The 5,067-nt window shown below is 49.4% G+C and carries 2 tRNA genes and 2 rRNA genes; all 4 read left to right on the top strand.

From position 1 onward, the window contains the following. Nucleotides 1–141: 141 nt before the first annotated feature. Nucleotides 142–1,680 (top strand): 16S ribosomal RNA (locus tag JMX96_RS13550). A gap of 75 nt (nt 1,681–1,755) precedes the next feature. Next, nucleotides 1,756–1,832 (top strand) — tRNA-Ile (locus JMX96_RS13545). Between the two features lie 9 nt (nt 1,833–1,841). Then, nucleotides 1,842–1,917 (top strand) — tRNA-Ala (locus JMX96_RS13540). Nucleotides 1,918–2,263: 346 nt separating this feature from the next. Further along, nucleotides 2,264–5,067, top strand: a 23S ribosomal RNA gene (locus JMX96_RS13535); the annotation flags it as partial.

Raw genomic sequence — 5,067 nt, 5'->3', positions numbered from 1 at the left:
AAGATTATTAACTATAAAAATTATCATTTAAGACAGCAGAAAAACTCAAAGTTAATTCATTACGAACATAATTTTTAGCGATTTTGCCAGATTAAATGAGCCAAGTTTAGAAGCTTCTTTAAAGAGCTTCATAGCAAGATTAAACTGAAGAGTTTGATCATGGCTCAGATTGAACGCTGGCGGCAGGCTTAACACATGCAAGTCGAGCGGAAACGATGGTAGCTTGCTACCAGGCGTCGAGCGGCGGACGGGTGAGTAATACTTAGGAATCTACCTAGTAGTGGGGGATAGCACGGGGAAACTCGTATTAATACCGCATACGACCTACGGGAGAAAGGGGGCAGTTTACTGCTCTCGCTATTAGATGAGCCTAAGTCGGATTAGCTAGATGGTGGGGTAAAGGCCTACCATGGCGACGATCTGTAGCTGGTCTGAGAGGATGATCAGCCACACCGGGACTGAGACACGGCCCGGACTCCTACGGGAGGCAGCAGTGGGGAATATTGGACAATGGGGGAAACCCTGATCCAGCCATGCCGCGTGTGTGAAGAAGGCCTTTTGGTTGTAAAGCACTTTAAGCAGTGAAGAAGACTCTTCGGTTAATACCCGGAGACGATGACATTAGCTGCAGAATAAGCACCGGCTAACTCTGTGCCAGCAGCCGCGGTAATACAGAGGGTGCAAGCGTTAATCGGAATTACTGGGCGTAAAGCGAGCGTAGGTGGCTTGATAAGTCAGATGTGAAATCCCCGGGCTTAACCTGGGAACTGCATCTGAAACTGTTAGGCTAGAGTAGGTGAGAGGGAAGTAGAATTTCAGGTGTAGCGGTGAAATGCGTAGAGATCTGAAGGAATACCGATGGCGAAGGCAGCTTCCTGGCATCATACTGACACTGAGGCTCGAAAGCGTGGGTAGCAAACAGGATTAGATACCCTGGTAGTCCACGCCGTAAACGATGTCTACTAGTCGTTGGGTCCCTTGAGGACTTAGTGACGCAGCTAACGCAATAAGTAGACCGCCTGGGGAGTACGGCCGCAAGGTTAAAACTCAAATGAATTGACGGGGGCCCGCACAAGCGGTGGAGCATGTGGTTTAATTCGATGCAACGCGAAGAACCTTACCTGGTCTTGACATATCTAGAATCCTGCAGAGATGCGGGAGTGCCTTCGGGAATTAGAATACAGGTGCTGCATGGCTGTCGTCAGCTCGTGTCGTGAGATGTTGGGTTAAGTCCCGCAACGAGCGCAACCCTTGTCCTTAGTTACCAGCGGGTTAAGCCGGGAACTCTAAGGATACTGCCAGTGACAAACTGGAGGAAGGCGGGGACGACGTCAAGTCATCATGGCCCTTACGACCAGGGCTACACACGTGCTACAATGGTAGGTACAGAGGGCAGCTACACAGCGATGTGATGCGAATCTCAAAAAGCCTATCGTAGTCCAGATTGGAGTCTGCAACTCGACTCCATGAAGTAGGAATCGCTAGTAATCGCGGATCAGAATGCCGCGGTGAATACGTTCCCGGGCCTTGTACACACCGCCCGTCACACCATGGGAGTTGATTGCACCAGAAGTGGATAGCTTAACCTTCGGGGAGGCGTTCACCACGGTGTGGTTGATGACTGGGGTGAAGTCGTAACAAGGTAGCCGTAGGGGAACCTGCGGCTGGATCACCTCCTTATAGACGCATTCGGTCAGCAAGAATTCACAACAAGTTGTTCTTTAGTTTAAGCTTACGTTTTTAACAAACGTATTAGGGTCTGTAGCTCAGCTGGTTAGAGCACCGTGTTGATAACGCGGGGGTCGGTGGTTCAAGTCCACCTAGACCCACCATTTTACAATGGGGCCATAGCTCAGTTGGTAGAGCGCCTGCCTTGCACGCAGGAGGTCAACGGTTCGACTCCGTTTGGCTCCACCACTACTAAGACGGTTAAGTAAGCTTTAGATGCCAATAAATAAATAGGTATTAAATAGAAACAAGTGATTGTGATTGATTACTTCTTTCTGTTTTATACAGAATCTGTGACTCGACGAGAGCATAGAGACTATTTAAAAACATAGATATGAGTCTGGGTTAGGAAGAGCGTGTTCACGCGCACTTCTTAACCTTAATAACTCACCTCTTAACGACATCAGTTGTTATCCCAGGGGTGAGTTATTAAAAAAGTAAAGAGAACTGAATCAAGCGTATAAACATAGGTGATATCGTTATCATAATTAGATTGTATGACACTTAGAAGTCGAAAGACTACTTGGGGTTGTATGGTCAAGTAATGAAGCGCACATGGTGGATGCCTTGGCAGTCAGAGGCGATGAAAGACGTGACAGCCTGCGATAAGCTTCGGGGAGGCGGCAATATCCTGTGATCCGGAGATTTCTGAATGGGGAAACCCACTTACCATAAGGTAGGTATCCTAATTTATTAGGAAGCGAACGAGGGGAAGTGAAACATCTCAGTACCCTTAGGAATAGACATCAATTGAGATTCCCCTAGTAGCGGCGAGCGAACGGGGAGAAGCCGATTAATTCTAATGTAGAAGAACAGCGTGGGAAAGCTGACCGTAGTAGGTGATAGTCCTGTATTCGAAACATTAGAGTTAACATATTAAGTAGAGCGGGGCACGAGAAATCCTGTTTGAAGATGGGGGGACCATCCTCCAAGGCTAAATACTCCTGACTGACCGATAGTGAACCAGTACCGTGAGGGAAAGGCGAAAAGAACCCCTGTGAGGGGAGTGAAATAGAACCTGAAACCGTGTGCGTACAAGCAGTGGGAGCCCACTTGTTGGGTGACCGCGTACCTTTTGTATAATGGGTCAGCGACTTATATTCTGTAGCAAGGTTAACCGTTTAGGGGAGCCGTAGGGAAACCGAGTCTTAATAGGGCGTTTAGTTGCAGGGTATAGACCCGAAACCGAGTGATCTATCCATGAGCAGGTTGAAAGTGCCGTAACAGGCACCGGAGGACCGAACCCACTGTCGTTGAAAAGCCAGGGGATGACTTGTGGATAGGGGTGAAAGGCTAATCAAACTCGGTGATAGCTGGTTCTCCCCGAAAGCTATTTAGGTAGCGCCTCGGACGAACACCATTGGGGGTAGAGCACTGTTTCGGCTAGGGGGTCATACCGACTTACCAAACCGATGCAAACTCCGAATACCGATGAGTGATATCCGGGAGACACACGGTGGGTGCTAACGTCCATCGTGGAGAGGGAAACAACCCAGACCGCCAGCTAAGGCCCCAAATTCCTAGTTAAGTGGGAAACGAGGTGGGAAGGCATAGACAGCTAGGAGGTTGGCTTAGAAGCAGCCATCCTTTAAAGAAAGCGTAATAGCTCACTAGTCGAGTCGGCCCGCGCGGAAGATGTAACGGGGCTCAAACTAGGAGCCGAAGCTGCGGATTTGAATTTGTTTTCAAGTGGTAGGGGAGCGTTGTGTAAGCCTGTGAAGGTGTGTTGTAAAGCATGCTGGAGGTATCACAAGAGCGAATGCTGACGTGAGTAACGATAATGCGAGTGAAAAGCTCGCACGCCGGAAGATCAAGGGTTCCAGTCCAACGTTAATCGGGGCTGGGTGAGTCGACCCCTAAGGCGAGGCCGAAAGGCGTAGTCGATGGGAAATCGGTTAATATTCCGATACTTGTTTATAATGCGATGGAGGGACGGAGAAGGTTATGTCAGCCTGGCGTTGGTTGTCCAGGTGAAAGGATGTAGGTTTATAGCTTAGGTAAATCCGGGCTATTCTATACCGAGATCTGATAGCAAGCTGTACTTGTACAGCGAAGTGGCAAATACCATGCTTCCAGGAAAAGCTTCTAAGCAATAGTTATAAACGAATCGTACCCTAAACCGACACAGGTGATCAGGTAGAGAATACCAAGGCGCTTGAGAGAACTCTGCTGAAGGAACTAGGCAAAATGGTACCGTAACTTCGGGAGAAGGTACGCTGTTGATGGTGATAGGACTTGCTCCTTGAGCTGTTGGCAGTCGCAGATACCAGGCTGCTGCAACTGTTTATTAAAAACACAGCACTCTGCAAACACGAAAGTGGACGTATAGGGTGTGATGTCTGCCCGGTGCTGGAAGGTTAATTGATGGGGTTAGCGTAAGCGAAGCTCTTGATCGAAGCCCCAGTAAACGGCGGCCGTAACTATAACGGTCCTAAGGTAGCGAAATTCCTTGTCGGGTAAGTTCCGACCTGCACGAATGACATAATGATGGCAGCGCTGTCTCCAGCAGAGACTCAGTGAAATCGAAATCGCAGTGAAGATGCTGTGTACCCGCGGCTAGACGGAAAGACCCCGTGAACCTTTACTACAGCTTTACATTGAACTTTGACCTGACTTGTGCAGGATAGGTGGGAGGCTTTGAAGCCGAGACGCTAGTCTCGGTGGAGCCAATCTTGAAATACCACCCTGGTCATGTTGGGGTTCTAACTCAGGTATAACAATACCGAGGACAATGTATGGTGGGTAGTTTGACTGGGGCGGTCTCCTCCTAAAGAGTAACGGAGGAGTACGAAGGTGCGCTCAGACCGGTCGGAAATCGGTCGTAGAGTATAAAGGCAAAAGCGCGCTTAACTGCGAGACCCACAAGTCGAGCAGGTACGAAAGTAGGTCTTAGTGATCCGGTGGTTCTGTATGGAAGGGCCATCGCTCAACGGATAAAAGGTACTCTGGGGATAACAGGCTGATACCGCCCAAGAGTTCATATCGACGGCGGTGTTTGGCACCTCGATGTCGGCTCATCTCATCCTAGGGCTGAAGCAGGTCCTAAGGGTATGGCTGTTCGCCATTTAAAGAGGTACGCGAGCTGGGTTTAGAACGTCGTGAGACAGTTCGGTCCCTATCTACCGTGGGCGTTGGAAATTTGAGAGGATCTGCTCCTAGTACGAGAGGACCAGAGTGGACGAACCTCTGGTGTTCGGGTTGTCACGCCAGTGGCATTGCCCGGTAGCTACGTTCGGATGGGATAACCGCTGAAAGCATCTAAGCGGGAAGCCCACCTCAAGATTAGATTTCCCTAAAGAGCCGTTCAAGACTAGGACGTTGATAGGCAGGGTGTGGAAG

Source organism: Psychrobacter sp. JCM 18900 (assembly GCF_904846625.1).
GTDB lineage: Bacteria > Pseudomonadota > Gammaproteobacteria > Pseudomonadales > Moraxellaceae > Psychrobacter.
Note: the sequence above shows the minus strand (reverse complement) of the source record. Positions and strands in the feature narration are given on the sequence as shown.